Genomic DNA, 21,934 nt, shown 5'->3' on the forward strand with positions numbered 1-21,934 from the left:
GCCGACCAATTGCCGGCATTGCGGTTCACGACGCGGTCCATCTCCGGCTCAATAGATCGGCGTCACTTTCATCTGCGGCAGCGGCCGGGGCGCACCGTCGGTGAGGTCCGGCCCCAGGTCTTCCCAGATCTGGCCCTGCTCGACCATGTGCCGCCACAGCTGCTGCGATTCGCGGCGCTTGTCTTCCGAGCTCAAGCGGTAGGACGGCGGCACCGGCGTTCCCGTGGCAACGCTCTGGTACGCATCCGAGTACGCTGCCACCCGCTGCGCGGGGTCATCGGTGCGCGCGACATCCAGCGTGTAGCGCTGGTAGGCCGAGGCCAGGTTGCGCCAGCGGATCCAGTAATGGTTGGCGAAGGAGAAATCGCAGAAGCGCTCGCCGGCGATGCTGCCCTTGTCGGCGATACGGTTGAGCACGGCCTGTGGCATGTCCAGGTTCATGCCGCCCTCGTCGCCCTCCAGCGCCACGTGCACGATGCGGTCACGGTAGCCCGGCGCGCGGGCCTGCAGCACATCGCGCCAGTTCTGCATGGTCGAGACGATCGAAAAGAGAAAGCCGGACATTTCCGCGGCGGCCAGCGGCTGCGCGATGGAATGGTAGGTGCGCTGCCAGCCATGGCGGTTCTCGGTCGGCAGGAAAACCGCCTGCTCCGCCCGCGCATGCGCATCGCCGTGAGCCAGCACGCTGATCGCCTCGGCGTGACGCGGATACACCAGATTGATGCCGAAGGTCGGCCAGCGCGGCAGCGCGGCGTCGAACAGGTGGATCGGAAAGTTGCTGCTGATCCCGCCATCGGAGAACCAGCACACACGGAACGCGGCGATCACCGCACCACAGCTCTGGCCACCACTGGTGAGCCCTTCCATGCTGTCGGCGACGTTGGTGTTGTCGCGTCGGGGCTCGGCATCGGCGACCGGCTCGCAGCGACGCTCGCGCCGGGCCGGCTCGTGCAGCGGCACTGCGCTGATGAGTAGTGGGAAGCTCAGGCTCATGCGCGTGGCCACCAGCACCGGCAGGTCCTCGCCATCGACCAGGCGGTAGTAGTCGCGCCCCTCGACGTGTTCGGGAGTGCCGGCGCGCGCGACCAGCCAGTCGACCACGCTGGCCGGGAACAACTGCGCGAACTCCTCGCGCAGGAACCAGAAGTGCGCCGCGTTGAACGGCAGCGTGCGCGGTTCGGTGTGGGAGACGCAGGTGGTGATCATCTGCAGCGTGATCGCGTGCGCGCCACTGGGCTCGCCGGGATAACGTGGTGCGGCATGCAGGTCGCCGAAGGTCAATGGCTGTTCGTCCGGCTTGCCGGCCAATGCCTGCAGCTGGGTGTGCAGCCAATCCGTCAGCGCCGGTGCGGAAGCGTTCGGCTGGGTGCTGCCATTGCACAGGCCAAGCAGGTTACGTCGTGCCACGCGCGCCACGCGCAGTGCCGAGGCCAGCACGCCAGCGCCGTAGGCGCACAGCAACGACGGCAGCAGCGTCGCCCAGATGCCGTCGATGCCCCCGGCGAGGTAACCGATGCCGAGCAGGCCCGCCAGTGAGACCAGCAGTTCCAGCGGCGCGATCGCGAATACCGCGGCGAGCAGGCAGGCAATCTTGCGCAGCAGGCCAGCCTTGCCGGTCAGCATCACCAGCAGGCGGTACGCGGTACGCGCGCCATACGCCGGCTGGAACAGGCTGTGGATGAAGCCCTGCCGGGACAGCTGCGCCGATACCCCGGCCAGCCCCGGAAAGCCTACCGCCGCGGCCACCCGCTCACCGGCCTGGCGTCGCCGGTCACCCAGCGCCGCGGCAGCGGCCACGGCAGCGGCAATGGCGCCGGCCGAGGTGCCGCCGATGCTCTTGAAGCGGTACTCGCGGGCCAGCGACAGCACCGCGTTGGGATACACGATGCCGCTGGTGATGCCGCCCTTCATGACCAGATCGCAGTACTTGTCCGCCACGTTGCCGTCCTCTGTCCGCCCGTGCGCGGCCGATCCGCACACCCTCCCCGCCTGCCCCCGCAACGATGCAGGGGCCAAAGAGGTCGATGGCGACAGTATCGCCCGTGCGCTTCTCAGGGCCTGAGAAGCGCGGCACGGAACGGCCTATTCGGCCTTGCCGGACTGCGGCACGCGCCGCACCTGGGAGAGGTCATAGCCCAGCGCGGCGACCCGGGTCATCGCCGCCTGGTAGTCCGCGTCGGAGATGGTCGGGGTGCGGGCCATCAGCCACATGTAGTCGCGCTTGCTGCGGCCGACGATGGTCTGCTGGTACTCCGCGTCCAGGTAGACGATCACGTACTCGGCCTGGATCGGCCAGATGAACTGCATGCCCCAGACCGCGCCGCCCGTGCCGTCCTTGACCGTCCCGACCGGGTGCATGGTCTTGACCGGCGCCTGGAAGCTGCCCTTGCGATAGCGGAAGGTGGTCTGGATGCGGCCATCCGGACGCAGTGCGTAGGATTCCACTGCGTCGAACGCCTCGCGCTCGGGCCGGCTGGGGATATGGGCGATCACATACCAGTCGCCCATGAAGCGCGGCACGTCCACGTGCGCCACCGGCGGGATCGGACGGGTGTTGCCACTGCAGCCGCCGAGCATCATGCCGACAGCCAGCAGGGGAATGAGAGCGCGGATCGACATGACGGCTTCCTCCAGGAACGTGGGGTGATCACGGACGGTTGAACAGGTAATGGGCGACCTGCCACTGCTGGCCCTGCTGATAGCCGAACAGTTCCGCGCAGGCCATCCAGAACATGCGCCAGCGCTGGTGCCACAGTGCGGCCGAAGCATCGCCGTAGGTCTGGCGCAGCACGGCCATCACCGCCTCTTTCTCGCGATCCTGGTTGGCCAGCCAGTGATTGGCGGTGCGCTCGTAATGGGTGCCATCGAGCAGCCAGCGCTGCTGCAGCTGCAGGTGCTGCTGGAAGAACAGCAGCGTATCGGCCGCAGGCATCAGGCCACCAGTGAAGAAATGGCGGCCCATCCAGTTGTCATCGCCCTCGGTTTCGAACGGGTACATCAGCGTGCGGTGCACGAAGATATGCACGAACAGCTTGCCCTCGGGGCGCAGCCAGCGGTGGATGCGCTGCAGCAGCTGCGGATAGTTGCGCATGTGCTCGAACATCTCGATGGAGACACAGCGGTCGAAGGTTTCCGCATCCAGCATCAGATGGTTCACGTCACGGGTCAGCACGGTGACGTTGATCAGGCCACGCGCGCGGCACTGGCCCAGGATGTACTCGCGCTGGCTGTTGGAGTTGGAGACAGCGGTGATCTGCGCGTTCGGGTAGCGCTCGGCCATCCACAGCGTCAGCGACCCCCAGCCGCAGCCCAGTTCCAGGATGTGCTGTCCATCGGCCAGCTGCGCGCGCTCACCGTACAACGCGAGCATCGCCTCTTCGGCCTCGTCCAGCGTTTCGCTGCCCGTGGCGTAATAGCAGCTGCTGTACTTCAGGCGCTTGCCCAGGCAGCGATGGAAGAACGCGGCCGGCACTTCGTAGTGCTGGCGATTGGCCGCATCCACGTGCAGCGCCACCGCGCTGCTGGCCAGCCCGGCAATACGCGCAGCAAAGCGCTGCGACTGGACCTGCTGGCCACCGGCAAGCTCTTCGCGCAGGCGCTGCTCGCACTGGCGGCGGATGCCCAGCCGCAACAGCGCATCGGGCACCAGCCCACGTTCGGCCAGGCCGGTCAGGCCCGATGCGTAGTCCGGCAGGGGCAGTTGGTCACTGGCGACATTCACGGTGAAGACTCCTTGCGGGCATGCGACGAACGGGAGGGGAACCACGGGAACAGCATCGGCGTGGTGCGCTGGTACTCGCGGTAATCCTCACCGCGCGAGCGCAGCGCCTGCGCCTCGGTGAAGGGAATGCCGCTGACCCAGCGCAGGAACACGTACATTACCAACGGGCCCGACCACGCCAGCCACCACAGCGGCGACTGCACGGCCAGCAGCACGTAAGTGAACCAGTGCAGCCACTCGAAGAAATAGTTGGGGTGCCGCGAGTAGCGCCACAGACCGTCACGACAGGTCTTGCCCTTGTTCGCGGGATTCGCGCGGAAGCGCGCCAGCTGGCGGTCGGCGATGGATTCACCGCCCACGCTCAGCAGCCACATCGCCATTGCCGCGATCAGCCAGCCCCAGCCCTGCGGTTGCGGATTGACCGACACGGCCACGAACGGCAGCGCGAACAGCACGATCAGCAGGGCCTGGAACTGGAAGAAGCCGAAGATCTTTCCCTGGTGGCCGTTCCAGTGCCTGCGCAGGTGCTGGTAGCGGCCATCCTCGGGTTCGCTGCGCACGCGGTGCCACAGGTGCAGCGCCAGGCGTGATCCCCACAGGCCACCCAGTACCGCCAGTGCGATCCGTGGCATCGCCGCACCATCGCCGAGCAGGGCCAGCAACAGGGCCGACGCGCCGACGCCCTTGGCCCAGAGCACATCGACCACGCCGATGTTCTGGTGCCGGCGTTGCCACCACCAGCCCCAGGTCATGATCACGGCGGCATACAGCCACACCACCCACAGCATCTTCATCGTGTCTCTCCAGGAGCGAGTGTGGTCAAGGGGGCCGTGCGGCCCTGCCAATGGCGGGCGCAGGCGGCCAGCAGCGGCAGCGCGACCGCCCAGCCGAGGCCGAGCAGCAGCACGCCGTGCCACTGCGGTGTGGCGAACACCACCGAGGACCAACCGCGCGCAGCGGACAGATACGCCAGCGGCGCCAGCATCAGGCCGACCAGCGCGGCGGCAATGAGATGCCGCTGCAGCACCGCGAACGACACCGTCAGCGTCATCGCGAAGGCGGCCCACAGGGCCAGAATCCAGACCGGTGCGATCCACGCGCGCTCATTGGCAGCCGCGTAGGTCACCCACCCGGACGCACCCGCCAGCCCATCCACGAGCAGGCCGCACCCGATCGCCACCAGCATGAGCCTGAGCTCCACCGACGGCTGCGCCGACAACGCCAGCTGGCTGCCCACGTAGGCAGCAGCCGCCACCAACGCCGGCCAGCGCAGACCGTGGCCGGCACCGATCACGGCGCACAGCCACACCAGCTGGTTGCCGATCACGTTGGCCCAGAATCGTGTCACTTCAGCCTTCCCCGGCAATCAGCGCGGGCCGGTAGCCCGGACGCGCCATCAGCAGGTGCGAGACGCCGATGGAGCGCTCCAGGAAGCCCCCCTCGCAGTAGGCCAGATAGAACTCCCACAGGCGGATGAAGGATGCATCGAAGCCCTGTGCGCGTACCGCGGGCAACTGGGCCAGGAAGCGCTGGCGCCAGGCACGCAGGGTCAGCGCATAGGACGGGCCGAAATCATGCTGGCCGATCAATTGCAGGTCGCTGCTGCGGGTCTTGGCGGCGACGATCGCGTTGATCGACGGAATGAAACTGCCGGGAAACACGAAGCGCTTGATGTAGTCGACGCTGCGCCGGGCCTGCTCGTAGCGCTGGTCTTCGATGGTGATGGCCTGCAGCAGCGCCAGGCCATCGTCCTTGAGCAACCGGGTGAGCGTGGCGAAGTAGGTGTCCAGGTACTGCGCGCCGATCGCCTCGATCATCTCGATGGAGACCAGCTTGTCGTACTGGCCCTCCATATCGCGGTAGTCCTTGAGCAGCAGGGTCACCTTGTCCTGCAGGCCGGCCGCCTCCACCCGCTGCCGGGCCAGCGTGTACTGCTCGACCGAGATGGTGGTGGTGGTGACGTGGCAACCGATGTGCCGCGCCGCGTACAGCGCGAAGCCGCCCCAGCCGGTGCCGATCTCGACCACGCGATCGGTGGCGGTGAGCTGCAGCTGCTCGCAGATGCGCGCGAGTTTGCGCTCGGAGGCCGCCTCCAGCGTGTCGTCCGGGCTCGCATACAGCGCCGAGGAGTACATCAGGTCCGGAGACAGGAACAGCGAGAAAAACGGATTGCCCAGATCGTAGTGCGCCGCGATGTTGCGGCGGCTGCCTTCGCGCGTATTGCGGCGCAGCCGGTTCCAGCCCTTCAGCAACCAGCCACCGACACGCGCCGGCCCGCCCTCCATGCCATCGAGCAGATCCCGGTTGCGCACCAGCAGCCGCACCAGCGCGACCAGATCATCGCAGCGCCAGTCGCCACGGATGTACGCCTCGCCTGCGCCCACACTGCCCTGCGCGGCCACTGCGCGATAGAAGGCCGGGTCATCCACCCAGACCGTCACCTGTGGCGTGGCCTGTGGATCACCGATCACTACATCACCGAGCGCATCGCGCAGGCGCAGATGGCCGCCACGCAGCGGGGCGAGCTGAGCCAACAGGCGCCCACGCAGGAACCCTTCAAGGGCGGACGGCTGCGGCAGGGCCACCGCACGGGTCATGTCGTTCATGGGGATTTTCCGGCAAGAGAAGGGTGGTCATGGACGGGGTTGCGCTTGAGCCACAGGCGCAGCGCCTGCCAGTGGATCGCGGCCACCACCTTGAGGGTCATCAGCGGGTAACGCAGCAGCACGCCCGCCAGGCCACGACCGGTGAACGGATGGCGCCGCATCACCAGATCGGCATCGAACTGGCACACGCCCTCGCGCCACACCTGCATGTGCACGTGCAGGTCATCGCCCGGCGCGGTGAAGCGCCAGCGGTACTCGCAGTCCATCTGCATGAAGGGCGAGACGTGGAACTGCTTGTCGAACGACCAGCACAGCGCGCGGCCCTGGGCATCGGCCTGCGCCACCGGCAGCACGTAGGCGTGGCGCTCCTTCCAGGGCGTGTTGGTGATCTCCGCCACGATGCTGTCCAGCGTCGTGCCGTCGGCGGCGTAGCAGTAATAGAAGCTCACCGGATTGAACACGTGGCCGGCATACCGCGGATGCGTCAGCAGGCGGATCGGGCCCTGCGGCGCGCGGCCCAGGGCCTGGGTGATGCGTTCGCGCACGGCCTCGGCCAGCGGTTGCCCGGGTGCGCCGAGATAATCACTGCGGCGGAACTCCACCACGTTGCGGCGGCCCACCGACCATAGCCAGCGACCCTCGAACAGACGCGGCAGTTCGTCCAGATCCAGCAGCAGCTGCGCGATCGGGTAGCCGAACGCGTGCGGGTGCGGCGTGTGCCGCCGATGGCGCATCCAGCCGCGATAGATCGCACTGGCGCTCATGCCGGCAGTGCCTCGGCCAGCGGCCAGTAGGACTCGGCATCCAGCGCCTGCAGCGCATCGACCACACGGCGGGCGCTACGGATGCCATCCTCGTGGAAACCCCAGCCCCAGTAGGCTCCAGCGAACCAGGTACGGCGATGGCCCTGGATCTCGGCCCAACGCTGCTGTGCGCGCACCATCGCGTGGTCGTGCACCGGGTGCGCGTACTGCAGGCGGCGCAGCACGCTCGCGGGATCGATCGCGTTGCTGCGGTTGAGCGTGACCACCAGCGGCGTGGGCGTATCGATGCCCTGCAGCAGGTTCATGCAGTAGCTGACCGTGCACGGCGCCAGCGGATCGCGCGGCACATGCGCATTCCAGGCCGCCCAGGCCTTGTGGTCACGCGGCAGCAGACTTGCATCGGTATGCAGCACCACCTCGTTGGGCTGGTAGCGGATCGCACCCAGTACCGCGCGCTCGGTGAGATCGGCATCGGACAGCAAGGCCAGGGCCTGGTCGCTGTGGCAGGCCAGCACCAGCTGGTCGAAGCCTTCCAGCCCGGCAGCGCTGTGCACGCGCACGCCATGCTCGTGGCGCTCCACCCCGAACACGGGACACTCCAGCCGCTCGCGGACCTGCCAGCGGCTGCGCAGCGCATCGATGTACCGTGCCGAGCCGCCCTGCACCACCCGCCACGGCGCGCGCCCGGTCATCTGCAGCATCTGGTGGTTGGCCATGAACTGCACCAGGTAGCGTGCGGGGAAGGCGGCCAGGCTTGCCGTGGGTGAGGACCACAGCGCCGAGGCCATCGGCAGCAGGTGTTCGTCGATGAAGGTGCGGCCGTAGCGGCCCTTGGCCAGGAATTCGCCCAGCGAGGGGCCGTCATCGTCACGCTCGAGCAGCGCCGGTGCTTCACGGTAGAACCGGCGCAGATCGCGCAGCATCCCCCAGAAGCGCGGCGAAACCAGATTGCGGCGCTGGCAGAACAGCGTATCCAGCGAGGTGGCGTTGTACTCCAGCCCAGTGCGCTCGCTGTGCACCGAGAAACTCATGGTGGTCGGCTGCGAGGCGACGCCCAGTTCCTCGAAGAGCCCGGTGAGCAGCGGATAGTGCGCGGGGTTGAACACGATGAAGCCGGTGTCCACCGCGTGCGTGCGGCCGTCGACCTCCACCTCATGCGTGTGGGTGTGCCCCCCCAGGTAGTCGTTGGCCTCGAAAAGCGTTACTTCGTGTTGCTGGCTCAGCCACCACGCACTGGAGAGGCCGGCGATGCCCGATCCGATCACGGCGATACGCATGTCAGTGCTCCGCCTTGGCCAGCACCCAGGCCGGCACGGGTTTGAGATCGCGCACCAGGCCCAGCGCAGCCATCGCCCGCAGGCCATACCAGGTGACATCCACTTCCCACCAGTAGAAGCCCTGGCGCGCGGTGCCCGGGAAGAAATGGTGATTGTTGTGCCAGCCTTCGCCGAACGTCAGCAGGGCGAGCCATAGGTTGTTGCGGCTGTCATCACCGGTGTTGAAGCGCTGGCGGCCGAAGCGGTGCGCCAGCGAGTTGATCGTCACCGTGGCATGGAACAGCACCACGGTGGACATGAAGAAGCCCCACACCAGCATCTGCCCGCCGCTGGTGCCCCAGGACGGCGCGATGCGCTCGAGCAGGGCACCGAGGCCAAACAGGGCTGCGGCCAGTGCGATCGGCACCAGCGTGTCGAAGCGGTCCAGCCAGCGCAGCTCGGGGTACTTGGCCAGGTCCGGAATGCGCGACCAGTCGGTGCGGAAGCCTTCCACGGTGAGGAACCAGCCCATGTGGCTCCACCAGAACCCATGCACCGAGGGCGAGTGCGGATCAGCGGCGGTGTCGGTGTGACGGTGATGGTTGCGATGATGCGCGGCCCACCACAGCGGCCCACGCTGCACGCTGGAGGCGCCGATCAGCGCGAAGATGAACTGCACGGTGCGCGACGTGCGGAACGTGCGGTGCGAGAAGTAGCGATGGTAGAACGCGGTGATCGCGAACATCCGGACCGCGTAGAGGGCCAGCGCCACGCCCACCGCGACCCAGGAGACACCTACCCAGATCACCGCCAGACAGGCCAGGTGCATCGCCGCGAAGGGGATCGCCCGCACCCAGTCCACGCGCTGCGGCTGGTCCACCGCGGCGGCTGCATCGGCGCTGGTATCGAACCAACGCCACAGCGTGGCCCAGCGGCGTCGCTGTGCGGTGCGTCCTGCGTCGGGGGTGGGGCTGACCGACATGAATCGCTTCTCCTGAGGCGTTATCAGGAGATACGGGAGCCGGCGGCGTTTGGATGCACGGATCCGGAAAATAATTCCGGACGTGCGCGGTTACAGGTTCGCGATGTCGCCCTTGGCGATGATGGGGCCGGTCGGAATGCCCTGTGGCGCACCGGTGGCCGGCTCGAGCGTGATCGCCAGCACCGAGCCGTTCACAAGCGCATCACGCAGCGCGTCCGGAACGGCAACCGTGTGCGCGCGATCGATGGAGACCAGACCGAGCGAGCGCGGTGCGCCTCCGGCCGGGATCAGCCACAGCTCCGGCGCGCGTCCGGCGGCATCGGCCGCGGCCGGCACCGGCACCATCAGCACCTTGCCCTGGGTCTTGTCGACCGAGGCCAGCCAGCCCGGGGTGCCATCGTCGTGGAGCAGCGGCGTGACCGGCCTGGTGGCCTGCTCCGGCTCGGCCGGTGCCGTCGGCGTGGCCGGCGTGACCGCCACCGGCGTGGACACCGGTGCGGTCGGCGCCAGGTCACGGCGGCTGAACACTGCCACCAGTGCAAGCGCGGCCGCCAACGCGGTCATGCCCTGCCAGAACCCGGTGCGCTGCCAGAGGCGCGGGGAGCCGGCCGATGCGGCAGGCCAGCCCAGCGAGGTGCGGATGCGTGGCCACAGATGCGCAGGCACCGGTTCACTGCCGAGCGATGCGAGCAGGGGCGCGAGGCGGTTCTCCCACTGCGTCACCAACCGTGCAAAGCCGGGATCGCTGGCGATGCGCCGTTCGGCGCCGGCGCGCTGGGCGGCATCGAGCACCCCAAGCACGTACTCGCCGGCCAGGATGTCGGCGCTCGGCGGCTCGCCGTCGTCATGCAGATCATGGAGGTCGCGGACGTTCATCGTTCCAGGCACACGCGAAGTTGGCCCAGCCCGCGGCGGATCCAGCTTTTCACCGAGCCCAGCGGCGAGCCGATGCGGCGCGCCAGTTCTTCATAGCTGGCGCCTTCCAGGAAGGCCAGCCGGATCAGGGAGCGGCGGCGCGGCTCCAGCGTATCCAGGCAGTCCTGCAGGCGCTCGTGATCCGACGCCTGTTCGGCCACCTGGGCCGGCTGCGGCGCGACATCGGGCAGTTCCTCGGCGACGGACAGATCATCCAGCGCGCGCGGCGGCGCGGCGCGGAGACGGTCGATCGCGCGGTTGCGGGCCAGCATCGACAGCCAGGTCATGGCCGCCGCCTTGGCGCGGTCGAACTGCGCCGCCTTGTTCCAGACCGCGGTGAAGACCTCCTGCAGGACCTCTTCGGCATCCCCGCGGTCGCGCAGCACATGCAGGCAGATGGCGAACAGGCGGCCGGAGGCCAGCTGATAGACCGATTCGAACGCCTGGCGATCCCCGCCGGCGACCCGGTCAAGCAGTTCATCCAGGCGGTGTGATGCGGCGGCGGCGTCCAGCTCGGGCATTGCAGGCTCAATGTCGATAACGGGCGTATCGGCATCCTCGTTGCTCCCGGCGCCGTCTGCAAGGGGGCGGTCAGGCACCGCATGTCTTCACCAGCGGCTGCGTCCGCGCGGCGGACAACTCGGCCGCAGGCGTGGCAACCGGTGCCGCCGGAAACTCGACCCGCACCTGCGGGTACCTGCCCTTCTCGTCACGGACGTTGCCGGTGCCGGTGAACTGCAGCAGGCGCTGGTCGGCGGTGGCGTAGACCAGCGTGACCGCCGGCACCGCGAAGCCGAACCAGGCGTCGAGCTTCATCTGCAGTTGCTCGGCCGGCTCGCCCTGCCAGCTGACCGCGCCGGTGCGCTGGAGTTTCAACGGCACCAGGCGCTGCCGGCTGGGCAGCAGGAACTGGAAGGCCACGCTCTGCCCGGCCTGCAGCGCGGCCCAATGGCTGCGCACCGCCGCATCGAAACCGGCATCCACCACCGCCCCCGAAGGAAGGGTGATGGCGCGGCTGAAAGTGGGTGCCTGGGCGCTGGCGCGGACCGATACCTGGCGGTCGGCGGCACGGCCGCGCACGCCTTCCTGATATCCGTCGCGACCATCGTCCAAGGTGAAATCCGGCGTCTGCGGGCTGCCCTGCGGGGTCATCCACTTGCGCGCAAACGGGCGCCCGTCGCTGCAGCGGTACAGCACAAGGCGCGACTGTGCGCTCGCCGGCCCCTGCAGCCAATGGGTCTCGCGATACAGCAGGCGGCCATCGGCAGTGGCGTACGCGCGGCCTTCCTGGCGCTGCACGGTCTGATCGGCGGCACTTACGGGGGCGGCGATCACCGACAGCAGCAGGATCAGGCAGGGCAAGGGCTGGCGCATGGAGGTCCAAACGGGCGGGCTTGCAGGGAGATACGCAGGCGGCGGTGGTTTGGATGCAGTGGGCGTATCGCGCAGACGACTTGACCATCGCTCCGCTTCGGCCTACCTTGTGCTCGCCGAAGGTATCCATCTCTTCATGCAGATGAAGGGATGGATTTAAACGGGAATCCGGTGAAGGCGCCTTGCGCGCCCATTCCGGAGCTGCCCCGCAGCGGTGAATGGAAACGACACCTGCCAACAGCACTGGGCCCCTGGGCCTGGGAAGCGGCAGGGAGTAGGTGGGCGCCCGCGCCCGTGTCCATCAGCCCGAATACCGGCCCTGGCCGGGGGACACGACCGTCCCCTGATTCGACCTGGAACGTCCGCGGGGAGGTTGCCGGGGCCTGCCGCCCTGCCGTCTGCATGGCGCTGCCCCCGTGCGTCCGCTTCACGGCATCCGGTTCGCCCGCGGGGGCGAAGGTCGCTGGCGGGGCGGAACGGGCTGCAAGGCCCCGGACGGCGCGCGGTTCCTTCGTTCCTCAATGCCCCTACGCAATGAGGACACGTTCCAATGACCACTGTTACCAACCTGGGTTTCCCGCGCATCGGCGCCAAGCGCGAACTCAAGCGCGCGCTCGAAGCCTTCTGGTCCGGCGAGAGCAGCGCCGCGTCGCTGCAGGACACCGCGGCCGAGCTGCGCGAGCGCCACTGGCAGCTGCAGCGCGAGGCCGGCGTGGATGTGCCACCGAGCAACGATTTCAGCCTGTATGACCAGGTGCTCGATGCCGCCTTCCTGTTCGATGCGATCCCGTCCCGTTATCGCGCGCTCGCCGATGCCGAACCGCTGAGCGGCTACTTCGCGATGGCGCGTGGGCTGCAGCGCGATGGCATCGACCTGCATGCGCTGGAAATGACCAAGTGGTTCGACACCAACTACCACTACCTGGTGCCGGAACTGCAGGCCGGCCAGGCCTTCACGGTGCGCGGCGACAAGCCGCTGGCCGAATACCGCCAGGCCAAGGCGCTGGGGATCGAAACCCGGCCGGTTCTGATCGGGCCGGTCACCTTCCTGCGGTTGTCCAAGACCACCGATGGCAGCAACGCGCTGGATCTGCTCGATGCGCTGCTGCCGGTGTACGTGCAGCTGCTGGGCGAACTCAAGGCGGCCGGCGCGGCGTGGGTGCAGCTGGATGAGCCACTGCTGGTGCAGGACCTGGACGAGGCCACGCGCGCCGCGTTCGAACATGCCTATGCGGTACTGGCGCAGGCCGCGCGCCCCAAGGTGCTGGTGGCGACCTACTTTGGTGCGCTGGAGGACAACCTCGCGCTGGCCGCGGCGTTGCCGGTCGATGGCCTGCATGTGGACCTGGTGCGCGCACCGGAACAGCTCGATGCGGTGATCAAGGCGCTGCCGGCCGGCCGCGTGCTCTCGGCCGGCCTGGTCAACGGCCGCAACATCTGGCGCACCCACCTGGACAACGCGCTGGTGCTGGCGCGCTACGCCCACGGCCATGTAGGCAGCGATGCGCTGTGGCTGGCGCCATCGTGTTCGCTGCTGCACACCCCGGTCGATCTGGACCACGAAAAGAAGCTGGACGACGAACTGCGCAGCTGGCTGGCGTTCTCCAGGCAGAAGCTCGGCGAGCTGCGCGTGCTGGCCGATGCGATCGATGCACCGGCGCGTGCCGAAGCGCCGCTCGCCCATTCGCGCGAGTGCATCGAATCGCGCCGTCGTTCGCCACGCGTGCACAACCCGGCCGTCGCCGCCCGCCTGGCCGCGCTGACCCCGGCCGATGCGCAGCGCCACAGCCGCTATCCGCAGCGCCACCTGGCCCAGGCCGCGGCGCTGAAGCTGCCGCGCTTCCCGACCACCACCATCGGTTCGTTCCCGCAGACACTGGAAGTACGTGAGGCGCGTGCCCGCAACAAGTCCGGCAAGCTGTCCGATGCGGATTACGATGCGTTCCTGGCCACCCAGACCGAACACTGTGTGCGCGTGCAGGAGCAGATCGGGCTGGACGTGCTGGTGCACGGCGAGTTCGAGCGCAACGACATGGTCGAGTACTTCGGCGAGCAGCTCGATGGCTTCGCCTTCACCAAGAATGGTTGGGTGCAGAGCTACGGCTCGCGCTGCGTGAAGCCACCGGTGATCTTCGGCGATGTGACGCGCCCGCAGCCGATGACCGTGCGCTGGTCGCAGTACGCGCAGTCGCTCACCCAGCGGCCGATGAAGGGCATGCTGACCGGCCCGGTGACGGTGCTGCAGTGGTCGTTCGTGCGCGATGACCAGTCCCGTGCGGACACCTGCCGGCAGATCGCGCTGGCCCTGCGCGATGAAGTGACCGACCTGGAGGCCGCCGGCATCGGCGTGATCCAGATCGACGAGCCGGCGATCCGCGAAGGCCTGCCGCTGCGTCGTGCGCAGTGGCGCGACTACCTGGACTGGGCGGTGGAAGCGTTCCGGATCAGTGCCAGCGGGGTGCGCGATGCGACCCAGATCCACACCCACATGTGCTACTCCGAGTTCAACGACATCATCCACTCGGTGGCCGCCATGGATGCGGACGTGATCTCGATCGAGACCTCGCGCTCGCGCATGGAACTGCTCGATGCCTTCGTGCGCTTCCAGTATCCCAACGAGATCGGCCCGGGCGTGTATGACATCCACTCCCCGCGCGTACCGGACAAGGCCGAGATGCTGGCCCTGCTGCGCAAGGCCGCCGAAGTGCTGCGCCCGGAGCAGATCTGGGTCAACCCGGACTGCGGCCTGAAGACCCGTGGCTGGCCGGAAACCCGCGCGGCGCTGGAAGCGCTGGTGGCCGCCGCACGTGAACTGCGCGAGGAAACGGCAGACGCCAACGCCGCGTGATCGCCTCTTTGTAGACCGCCCCAAGGACCCCATCGCCGCCGTTGCCGGCGGTGGGGTCGACGAGAAACGCATGAACCTGCATGACCTGACACCGATCGACCGGCCCACCCTGTCCCTGCCCGACGGGCACACCAGACTGCTGCTGCATTCGTGCTGCGCACCGTGCTCGGGCGAGGTGATGGAAGCGATCACCGCTTCCGGCATCGATTACACGATCTTCTTCTACAACCCCAACATCCACCCGGTAAAGGAATACGAACTGCGCAAGCAGGAGAACATCCGCTTCGCCGAGAAACATGGCGTGCCGTTCGTCGACGCCGACTACGACACCGACAACTGGTTCTCGCGTGCGCGCGGCATGGAGAACGAGCCCGAGCGCGGCATCCGCTGCACGATGTGCTTCGACATGCGCTTCGTGCGCACCGCGCTGTACGCGCATGAGAACGGCTTTGCGGTGATCAGCAGCTCGCTGGGCATCTCGCGCTGGAAGGACATGAACCAGATCAACGACTGCGGCCACCGCGCCGCCGCACACTATCCGGGTATCCAGTACTGGGACTACAACTGGCGCAAGGGCGGCGGTGCCGCGCGGATGGTGGAGATCAGCAAGCGCGAGCAGTTCTACCAGCAGGAGTACTGCGGCTGCGTGTACTCGCTGCGCGACGCCAACCGCCACCGCCGCGAGACCGGCCGCGAGCGCATCAAACTGGGCGTGCTGTACTACGGCGATGGCACCTCCCGGCAGGGCGACGCCGACTGACCGCTGCGGGGGCGTCGGCTAGACTGGGCGCCCCCACCGTTGTGAAGCCGCCATGAGCCGTTACCCCGCCGATGTCGCCCTGGTCGTGATCGACCTGCAGCCGGATTTCATGCCCGGTGGTGCGCTGGCCTGCGTGGACGGCGATGCGATCGTGCCGGACATTGCGGCGCTGCTGGCCGAGCGCCGTTACGGCACCGTGGTGGCGACCCAGGACTGGCACCCGGCCGACCACGCCTCCTTCGCCAGCCAGCACCCGGGCCACCTCCCGTTCGAGGCGATCCTGCTGCACGCGCAGCCGCAGACCCTGTGGCCGGACCACTGCGTGCAGGGCAGCGCCGGTGCCGCGCTGCACCCGGGCGTGGACTGGACGGTGGCTGACCTGATCCTGCGCAAGGGCACCCGCCGCGCGGTGGACTCGTACAGTGCCTTCCGTGAAAACCACGGTCCCGACGGGACCCGCCCGGCCACCGGCCTGGCCGGCTGGCTGCATGAGCGCGGCATCCGCGAGGTGCATGTGTGCGGCCTGGCGCGCGATTACTGCGTGCTGTGGAGCGCCCAGGACGCGGTGAAGTCCGGCTTCCGGGTCAAATTCCATTGGGACCTGACCCGGCCGGTGACCGACGCCAACGATGGGATGGTGCGCGAGACGTTGGCGAAGGCGAAGATCGCGGTGGTCTGACGGGCGGCACCGGCACCGGCACCGGCGCCGGCGCCGCAGTTCAGCGGAACACGACGGTGCGATGTCCGTTGCGCAGGATGCGGTGCTCCACATGCCGGCGTACCGCGCGTGCCAGCACCTGCGATTCGGTATCGCTGCCCAGCCGCACCAGATCGCGCGGCGTCATCGCATGGTCCACGCGCGCCACGTCCTGCTCGATGATCGGGCCTTCGTCCAGATCCGGCGTCACGTAGTGCGCGGTCGCCCCGATGATCTTGACCCCGCGCGCGTGCGCCTGGTGGTACGGCTGCGCGCCCTTGAAGCTGGGCAGGAAGCTGTGGTGGATGTTGATCGCCCGCCCGGCCAGCGCCTCGCACAGGCGCGGCGACAGAATCTGCATGTAGCGCGCCAGCACCACCAGGTCGATCTGCTCGCGCTCGACCAGGTCGATGATCTGCTGCTCCTGCACGGCGCGGTTGTCCGCGTTGACCGGCAGATGATGGAACGGCACGCCGTACGAGCCGGCCAGCGCGGCGAAGTCCTCGTGATTGGAGGCCACCGCCGCGATGTCCACCTGCAGCTGCCGGCTGTGCGCACGGAACAGCAGGTCATTGAGGCAATGCCCCTGCCTGCTCACCAGCACCAGCAGCCGTGCCCGGCGGCGGGCATCATGCAGCTGCCAGTCCATGCCGAACTCGGCGGCCAGCGTGGCCATGCGGGCTTCCACGTCGCCCAGTGACTGATCGGCGGCCCGATCGAAGTGCACGCGCAGGAAGAACCGGCCGCTCTCATCGTCGCCGAACTGCTGGGCATCGAGGATGTTGCAGCCCAGCTCGAACAACAGGCCGGACACACGGTAGACGATCCCGGTACGGTCCGGGCATGACAGGGTGAGGATGGAATCGGGGCGCATCCGGCCAGTGTAAGCGAGCACCGCCGGGCTGCGGTCGATGCTCTCAGATGCAACCAAGGGTGCCCGTGCCAGCAGTTACACCGCCGTCGGGTCCACCTTTTCCACATCGATCCCGTACCGGTCGATCGCCACCTGCAGCTGGCCGCGTTCGATCCGCCCGTCATCGGCCAGCGACTTGAGCGCGGCAAGCACGATGAAGTGGCGGTCGACCTCGAAGAAGGTGCGCAGCGATTCGCGCGTGTCCGAGCGGCCGAAGCCATCAGTGCCCAAGGCGGTGAAGCGGCGGCCGTCGATGAAGGGACGGATCTGGTCGCCGACGATCTTCATGTAGTCGGTGGCCACGATCACCGGGCCGGGGTGCGCGGCCAGGCACTGTTGCACGTACGGCACCCGCGGTTCCTGCACCGGATGCAGCAGGTTCCAGCGCTCGACCGCCAGGCCATCGCGGCGCAGCTCGGTGAGGCTGGTGGCGCTCCACACGTCGCTGGCGATGCCGAAGTCCTGCTGCAGCAGCGACGCCGCCGCTTCCACTTCGCGCAGGATCGCGCCGCTGCCCATCAGCTGCACGCGCAGCGCAGGGTCGCTGTCGGCGGCGGCGGGGTGCAGCAGGTACAGGCCCTTGAGGATGCCCGCTTCACTGCCTTCGGGCAGTGCCGGGTGCGGATAGGCCTCGTTGAGCACGGTGATGTAGTAGTAGATGTCTTCCTGGTCCACGTACATCCGGCGCAGGCCGTCCTGGATGATCACCGCCAGTTCGAAGTTGTAGGTGGGATCGAAGGAGACGCAGCTGGGGATCACCGAGGACAGCACATGGCTGTGGCCGTCGTCGTGCTGCAGCCCCTCGCCCATCAGCGTGGTACGCCCGGAGGTGGCACCGAGCAGGAAGCCGCGGGTGCGCGCATCGGCAGCCGCCCAGGCCAGGTCGCCCACGCGCTGCAGGCCGAACATCGAATAGAAGATGTAGAACGGAATCGTGGCCAGGCCGTGGTTGCTGTAGGCCGTGCCGGCGGCGATCCATGAGCAGATCGCACCGGATTCGTTGATGCCTTCCTGCAGGATCTGGCCGTCCTTGGCTTCCTTGTAGTAGCTCAACTGGCCGGCGTCCTGCGGGGTGTACAACTGGCCGAGGTAGGAGTGGATGCCGATCTGGCGGAACAGGCCTTCCATGCCGAACGTGCGTGATTCATCGGGCACGATGGGAATGATCAGCTTGCCCAGTTCGGGGTCCTTGAGCAGCGTGGTGAGGATGCGCACGAAGCCCATCGTGGTGGACTGGCCGCGTTCGCCACTACCCTGCAGCTGGGTGGCGAAGGCCGACAGCGCCGGCACCGGCAACGGATCGACGTGGGTCAGGCGCGCCGGCAGCTGGCCGCCCTGGGCCTGGCGGCGCTGCGCGAAGTAACGCGCTTCGGCGCTGCCCGGCGCCGGGCGCAGGTAGGGCATCTCCTCCAGCTGGTCGTCACTGACCGGCAGATCAAACCGATCACGGAACGCACGCACGGCATCGGCGCTCATCTTCTTGAGCTGGTGGTTGATGTTCTGGCCTTCACCGGCCTCGCCCATGCCGAAGCCCTTGACCGTCTTGGCCAGGATCACGCTTGGCCGGCCGTTGCCGGCGACCGCCTGCGCGTAGGCGGCGTAGACCTTCTGCGGATCGTGACCGCCGCGCGCGAGCGCCCAGATCTCGTCATCGCTCAGGTCCGCGACCAGCGCCAGCAACTCGGGATACTTGCCGAAGAAATGCTCGCGCACATAGGCACCGTTCTGCGACTTGAAGGTCTGGTAGTCGCCATCCACGCATTCCATCATCCGCTGGCGCAGCAGGCCGGTGCTGTCCTTGGCCAGCAGCGCGTCCCAGCCACCGCCCCAGATCACCTTGATGACGTTCCAGCCGGCGGCGCGGAAGGTGCCTTCCAGTTCCTGGATCACCTTGGCGTTGCCGCGCACCGGGCCGTCCAGCCGCTGCAGATTGCAGTTCACCACGAACACCAGGTTGTCCAGGCGTTCGCGCCCGGCCACGGAAATGGCGGCCAGCGATTCGGGCTGGTCCATTTCGCCATCACCCAGGAAGGCCCAGACCTTGCGGCCCTGGTGCTCCTTCAACCCGCGGTATTCCAGATACCGCATGTAGCGCGCCTGGTAGGCGGCGGTGAGCGGCCCCAGCCCCATCGAGACCGTGGGGAACTGCCAGAAGTCCGGCATCAGGCGCGGGTGCGGATACGAGGACAGGCCGTCGCGATCGGATTCGCGGCGGAAGTTGTCCATCCGTTCCGGTGCGATGCGGCCTTCGACGAACGCACGGCCGTAGATGCCCGGCGCCGAGTGGCCCTGGATGTAGATCATGTCGCCGTCGAATGTGTCGGTGCGGCCGCGGAAGAAGTGATCGAAGCCGACGTCGTACAGCACCGCTGCGGACTGATACGTGGCGATGTGGCCGCCCACGTTGGAGTGCTTGCCGGCGCGCAGCACCATCACCATCGCGTTCCAGCGGATCATCGCGTTGAGCCGGCGCTCGATGCCGAGGTCGCCCGGGTAGGCCGGCTGGCGTTCCACGGGAATGGTGTTGGTGTAGGCGGTCCACACGCGGCCATGCAGGTCGCCATGGCGGGCCGTGTCCAGCTCGGTCAGCTGGTCCATCAGGTAATGCGCGCGCTGGCGGCCGGCGGCGTGGATGACCGCCTCCAGCGACTCACGCCATTCCTGGGTTTCCTGCGGGTCGGTATCGAGGGGGGCGAGCGCTGGGTTCATGTCCATCTCCGGGGAAGGCTGCCAGGCCGTGCGCAGGACGCGACGGCAGCGGGGGCGGCACAACGCGGAAGCGGCGTCGCCCAGGCTGCGGAGCCGGGCGAGCAGGCAACCTGGCGGTTGCGGGACAGGCACGATAAGCAGGCCCCAGCGGGGCGGGTAGACCGGATGGGCTTGGCGCTTTATAAAGAAATTCTTTCCAATGGAGCGCGAGAATGGCGGCCAGCATGAACATTCTCCAGTCAATCCGCAGCTTCATCCGGACCGCCGATGCCGGCAGCCTGGCCGCGGCCGCGCGGACGCTGGGGGTCAGTCCGGCGGCGGTCGGGCAGAACATCGCCCGGCTGGAGGCGCATCTGGGCGTGCGCCTGCTCAACCGCACCACCCGCACCCTGGCCCTGACCGAGCGCGGCGCGCTGTACCTGGCCCAGGTGCGCCATATCGAGCGCGACCTGCAGCGCGCCCAGGCTGCCGTGACCGATCTGGACGCCACGCCCGAAGGGCGCCTGCGGATCGCCAGCAGCACCGCCTTCGGCCGGCACGCGCTGGCGCCGCTGCTGCCCTCGCTGCAGGCGCGCTTCCGGCGCCTGGCGATCGAACTGCTGCTCACCGACCGCAGCGTGGACCACGCCCACGAAGACGTGGACGTGAGCATCCGGATCGAGCCGCAGTTGGAGGAAGGCCTGGTGGCGCGCCCGATCGCGCAGGTGCCGTTCGTGTTCTGCGCGGCCCCGTCCTATCTCGCGCGGGCCGGCATTCCGCTGACGCCGGAGGCACTGCGCGAGCACCGCTGTCTGCTGCTGCGCTACCCGCTGGACGGGCGCTATCTGCCGTGGGGCTTCGTGCGCGACGGCATGCGTTTCGATGCCGAGGTCGCCCCGGCGCTGGTCAGCGACGACATCGATGCGCTGGCCGCGATGGCAGTGGCCGGCGGCGGCATCACCCGGCTGGCCGCGTTCGTCGCCGCGCCCTATCTCGCGCGCGGTGAGCTGCAGGCGCTGTTCGAGCCCGGCGATGCGCAGAGCACGCAGGCCTCACCGGAGCCGATGCGGTTGTTCCTGTGCGTCAGCGATCGCCGCGATCTGACCCCGAAGGTGCGGGCGCTGATGCAGCACATCATCGAGGGGCTGCCGCCCGCATGGCGGGTGGACGCCGGCTGAGCGCAGGGCCACCCGGGATGCCGGCCAGCGGCCGGCACGACCTTTCGCGGGTCAGCGTTCCGGGGCGATGAACACACCGCGGGCTTCGCGCGGTTCGCAGCGCAGGTACTGCGGTGCCGGTGCCACCGAATCGCCGAGTGCGGCGGCGGCATGCCACGGCCAGCGCGGGTCGTAGAGGATGCCGCGGGCCAGCGCGATCGCATCGGCGTGGCCGTGGCGCAGGATCGATTCGGCCTGCGAGGGCTCGGTGATCAGGCCCACCGCGATGACCGGCATGCGCAGCTTGTGCGCCTTGATCGCCTGCGCGAACGGCACTTGGTAGCCCGGCGACAGCGGGATCTGCTGGCGCGGGTCATTGCCGCCACTGGAGACGTGCAGGAACTGGCACCCGCGCGCGTCCAGCACGTGCGCCAGGGTCGTGCTCTGCTCGATGTCCCAGCCGCCGGCCACCCAGTCGCTGGCGGAGATGCGCACACCGACGGCAATGCGATCGGACACCGCTTCGCGCACCGCATCGAACACCCGCACCAGCAGGCGCATGCGGTTCTCCAGCGAACCGCCGTATTCGTCCTCGCGGCGGTTGCTCAGCGGCGACAGGAACTGGTGCAGCAGATAACCGTGCGCGGCATGCAGTTCGATCAGGTCCATGCCTACCCGTTCGGCGCGACGTGCCGCCGCCGCGAAGGCGTCCACGATGGCATCGATGCCGGCCAGATCCAGTTCGGTCGGGGTCGGATCGGTCTTGGCGAACGGCAGCGCGGACGGCGCGACCGTGGGCCACGCGCGCGGATCGGACGGGTCCATCGCGCCGCCGCCTTCCCACGGCTTGTTGACCGAGGCCTTGCGGCCCGCATGGCCCAACTGCACGCCCAGCGGCATCGGCGACCACTGCCTGACCGAGGCCACGACCGAGGCCAGCGCGGCTTCGGTAGCGTCATCCCACAGGCCCAGATCGGCCCAGCTGATGCGGCCTTCCGGCAGCACGGCGGTGGCTTCCAGGATCAGCAGGCCGGCGCCGGACTGCGACAGCTGCCCGAGGTGGATGCGGTGCCAGTCATTGGCCAGGCCGTCGGTGCAGGAGTACTGGCACATCGGCGCGATCACGATGCGGTTGGGCAGGGACAGCGGGCCGAAGGAAATGGAGGAAAAGAGCTGGCTCAAGGGGGGGAACTCGGGAAGAGGAAATGGAACCGGGCGCCATTGCACTCCTGTGCGGCGGCGGAGGCAACCGT

19 protein-coding genes and 1 riboswitch are annotated in these 21,934 nt (G+C 68.3%); of the genes, 4 read left to right on the forward strand and 15 right to left on the reverse strand.

Annotation, left to right across the window (positions count from 1 at the left end; translation table 11 throughout):
• Nucleotides 1–48 precede the first annotated feature (48 nt).
• From OC373_RS13670 to OC373_RS13725, 12 genes are all read right to left on the reverse strand, one after another.
• Nucleotides 49–1,938 (reverse strand): patatin-like phospholipase family protein, encoded by a 1,890-nt coding sequence (locus tag OC373_RS13670; protein WP_315985462.1) that lies wholly within the window; start codon nucleotides 1,936–1,938, stop codon nucleotides 49–51.
• A 144-nt stretch (nucleotides 1,939–2,082) separates the two neighbouring features.
• Nucleotides 2,083–2,619, reverse strand: a complete 537-nt coding sequence (locus tag OC373_RS13675; protein ID WP_070474369.1) for a lipocalin family protein — start codon at nucleotides 2,617–2,619, stop codon at nucleotides 2,083–2,085.
• 28 nt (nucleotides 2,620–2,647) lie between these two features.
• A complete protein-coding gene (locus OC373_RS13680) occupies nucleotides 2,648–3,721 on the reverse strand; it encodes a class I SAM-dependent methyltransferase (RefSeq protein WP_261997860.1) in 1,074 nt (357 codons plus the stop codon).
• Nucleotides 3,718–4,515 (reverse strand): DUF1295 domain-containing protein, encoded by a 798-nt coding sequence (locus tag OC373_RS13685; RefSeq protein ID WP_261997861.1) that lies wholly within the window; start codon nucleotides 4,513–4,515, stop codon nucleotides 3,718–3,720. Before OC373_RS13685 ends, OC373_RS13680 begins: the two co-directional genes overlap by 4 nt.
• On the reverse strand, nucleotides 4,512–5,069 hold the full coding sequence (locus tag OC373_RS13690) for a DUF2878 domain-containing protein (protein WP_261997862.1): 558 nt from the start codon (nucleotides 5,067–5,069) through the stop codon (nucleotides 4,512–4,514). Before OC373_RS13690 ends, OC373_RS13685 begins: the two co-directional genes overlap by 4 nt.
• Before the next feature lies 1 nt (nucleotide 5,070).
• Nucleotides 5,071–6,327 carry a cyclopropane-fatty-acyl-phospholipid synthase family protein gene (locus OC373_RS13695; protein WP_070474357.1) on the reverse strand — a complete coding sequence of 419 codons (1,257 nt, stop codon included), beginning with the start codon at nucleotides 6,325–6,327 and terminating at the stop codon, nucleotides 5,071–5,073.
• Entirely contained in the window at nucleotides 6,324–7,091 is a 768-nt protein-coding gene (locus OC373_RS13700; protein WP_070426410.1) for a DUF1365 domain-containing protein, read from the reverse strand. Before OC373_RS13700 ends, OC373_RS13695 begins: the two co-directional genes overlap by 4 nt.
• Nucleotides 7,088–8,368, reverse strand: a complete 1,281-nt coding sequence (locus OC373_RS13705) for an FAD-dependent oxidoreductase (RefSeq protein ID WP_261997863.1) — start codon at nucleotides 8,366–8,368, stop codon at nucleotides 7,088–7,090. Before OC373_RS13705 ends, OC373_RS13700 begins: the two co-directional genes overlap by 4 nt.
• 1 nt (nucleotide 8,369) lies before the next feature.
• Nucleotides 8,370–9,329, reverse strand: coding sequence for an acyl-CoA desaturase (locus OC373_RS13710; RefSeq protein ID WP_070426408.1), 960 nt, complete (start codon nucleotides 9,327–9,329; stop codon nucleotides 8,370–8,372).
• A 90-nt stretch (nucleotides 9,330–9,419) separates the two neighbouring features.
• Entirely contained in the window at nucleotides 9,420–10,205 is a 786-nt protein-coding gene (locus OC373_RS13715) for an anti-sigma factor (RefSeq protein ID WP_261997864.1), read from the reverse strand.
• On the reverse strand, nucleotides 10,202–10,765 hold the full coding sequence (locus OC373_RS13720) for a sigma-70 family RNA polymerase sigma factor (RefSeq protein WP_261997865.1): 564 nt from the start codon (nucleotides 10,763–10,765) through the stop codon (nucleotides 10,202–10,204). The genes OC373_RS13715 and OC373_RS13720 overlap by 4 nt, the downstream gene beginning before the upstream one ends.
• 70 nt (nucleotides 10,766–10,835) lie before the next feature.
• Nucleotides 10,836–11,618: a hypothetical protein gene (locus OC373_RS13725; protein ID WP_080341449.1), complete on the reverse strand. Its 783-nt coding sequence runs from the start codon at nucleotides 11,616–11,618 to the stop codon at nucleotides 10,836–10,838.
• Nucleotides 11,619–11,721: 103 nt separating this feature from the next.
• Nucleotides 11,722–11,955, forward strand: a riboswitch (cobalamin riboswitch).
• A 213-nt stretch (nucleotides 11,956–12,168) separates the two neighbouring features.
• On the opposite strand from OC373_RS13725, the gene metE reads away from it, so the two are divergent.
• The 3 genes from metE to pncA all read left to right on the forward strand — a co-directional run bounded on the left by metE (nucleotide 12,169) and on the right by pncA (nucleotide 15,905).
• Nucleotides 12,169–14,466: a 5-methyltetrahydropteroyltriglutamate--homocysteine S-methyltransferase gene (gene metE / locus OC373_RS13730; RefSeq protein WP_070426405.1), complete on the forward strand. Its 2,298-nt coding sequence runs from the start codon at nucleotides 12,169–12,171 to the stop codon at nucleotides 14,464–14,466.
• A gap of 70 nt (nucleotides 14,467–14,536) precedes the next feature.
• Nucleotides 14,537–15,226, forward strand: a complete 690-nt coding sequence (locus OC373_RS13735; protein ID WP_019184832.1) for an epoxyqueuosine reductase QueH — start codon at nucleotides 14,537–14,539, stop codon at nucleotides 15,224–15,226.
• A gap of 52 nt (nucleotides 15,227–15,278) precedes the next feature.
• Nucleotides 15,279–15,905, forward strand: a complete 627-nt coding sequence (gene pncA, locus OC373_RS13740) for a bifunctional nicotinamidase/pyrazinamidase (RefSeq protein ID WP_261997866.1) — start codon at nucleotides 15,279–15,281, stop codon at nucleotides 15,903–15,905.
• A 40-nt stretch (nucleotides 15,906–15,945) separates the two neighbouring features.
• On the opposite strand, the gene purU is transcribed toward pncA, so the two are convergent.
• Nucleotides 15,946–16,797, reverse strand: a complete 852-nt coding sequence (gene purU, locus OC373_RS13745) for a formyltetrahydrofolate deformylase (RefSeq protein ID WP_019184834.1) — start codon at nucleotides 16,795–16,797, stop codon at nucleotides 15,946–15,948.
• A gap of 75 nt (nucleotides 16,798–16,872) precedes the next feature.
• Nucleotides 16,873–19,545, reverse strand: coding sequence for a pyruvate dehydrogenase (acetyl-transferring), homodimeric type (gene aceE / locus OC373_RS13750; RefSeq protein WP_261997867.1), 2,673 nt, complete (start codon nucleotides 19,543–19,545; stop codon nucleotides 16,873–16,875).
• A 224-nt stretch (nucleotides 19,546–19,769) separates the two neighbouring features.
• Between aceE and OC373_RS13755 the strand changes: the two genes are divergently transcribed.
• Nucleotides 19,770–20,702, forward strand: coding sequence for a LysR substrate-binding domain-containing protein (locus OC373_RS13755; RefSeq protein ID WP_261997868.1), 933 nt, complete (start codon nucleotides 19,770–19,772; stop codon nucleotides 20,700–20,702).
• A gap of 51 nt (nucleotides 20,703–20,753) precedes the next feature.
• On the opposite strand, the gene OC373_RS13760 is transcribed toward OC373_RS13755, so the two are convergent.
• Nucleotides 20,754–21,863 (reverse strand): NADH:flavin oxidoreductase/NADH oxidase, encoded by a 1,110-nt coding sequence (locus OC373_RS13760; protein WP_019184837.1) that lies wholly within the window; start codon nucleotides 21,861–21,863, stop codon nucleotides 20,754–20,756.
• Nucleotides 21,864–21,934: the final 71 nt, after the last annotated feature.

This window comes from Stenotrophomonas sp. Ste96 (assembly GCF_024519495.1).
GTDB lineage: Bacteria > Pseudomonadota > Gammaproteobacteria > Xanthomonadales > Xanthomonadaceae > Stenotrophomonas > Stenotrophomonas bentonitica_A.